General features: G+C 71.3%; 1 protein-coding gene. It reads right to left on the bottom strand.

All coding sequences use genetic code 11. The annotated features are described in order from the left end of the window. Nucleotides 1-338 (bottom strand): sigma factor (locus E5W87_RS35705; protein ID WP_292408749.1); only part of this gene is annotated, 338 nt, incomplete at both ends.

Genomic DNA, 338 nt, shown 5'->3' with positions numbered 1-338 from the left:
CCCGCCTCGATCGCCGGATGGGCGCAGGCAAACATCAGTCGCAGCCGCTCGTCGGGCAGGTCTTCATCGATCATACGCGCCTCCATCTCTTCGGCGATCAGCCTGAGATGGTCGCGGCCCGCCTCGCTGGTCAGCCGCCGTCGGATCGCATCGACGCGGCGCCGGCGCGCCACCGCCAGCAGCCAGGCTTCCGGCTTCTGCGGCACGCCGGTTTGCGGCCAACGCTCCAGCGCCGCCGCAAAGGCGTCGGCCAGGGCGTCCTCGGCGCCGGCCACGTCACGCATGCGCGCGGCAAGATAGGCGATGAGCTTGCCGTAGCTTTGGCGGGCGGCCGCTTC

Source organism: Mesorhizobium sp. (assembly GCF_004962925.1).
Taxonomy (GTDB): Bacteria; Pseudomonadota; Alphaproteobacteria; order Rhizobiales; family Rhizobiaceae; genus Mesorhizobium.
The sequence above is the reverse complement of the archived record's forward strand: the minus strand, read 5'-3'. Positions and strand labels throughout refer to the sequence as shown.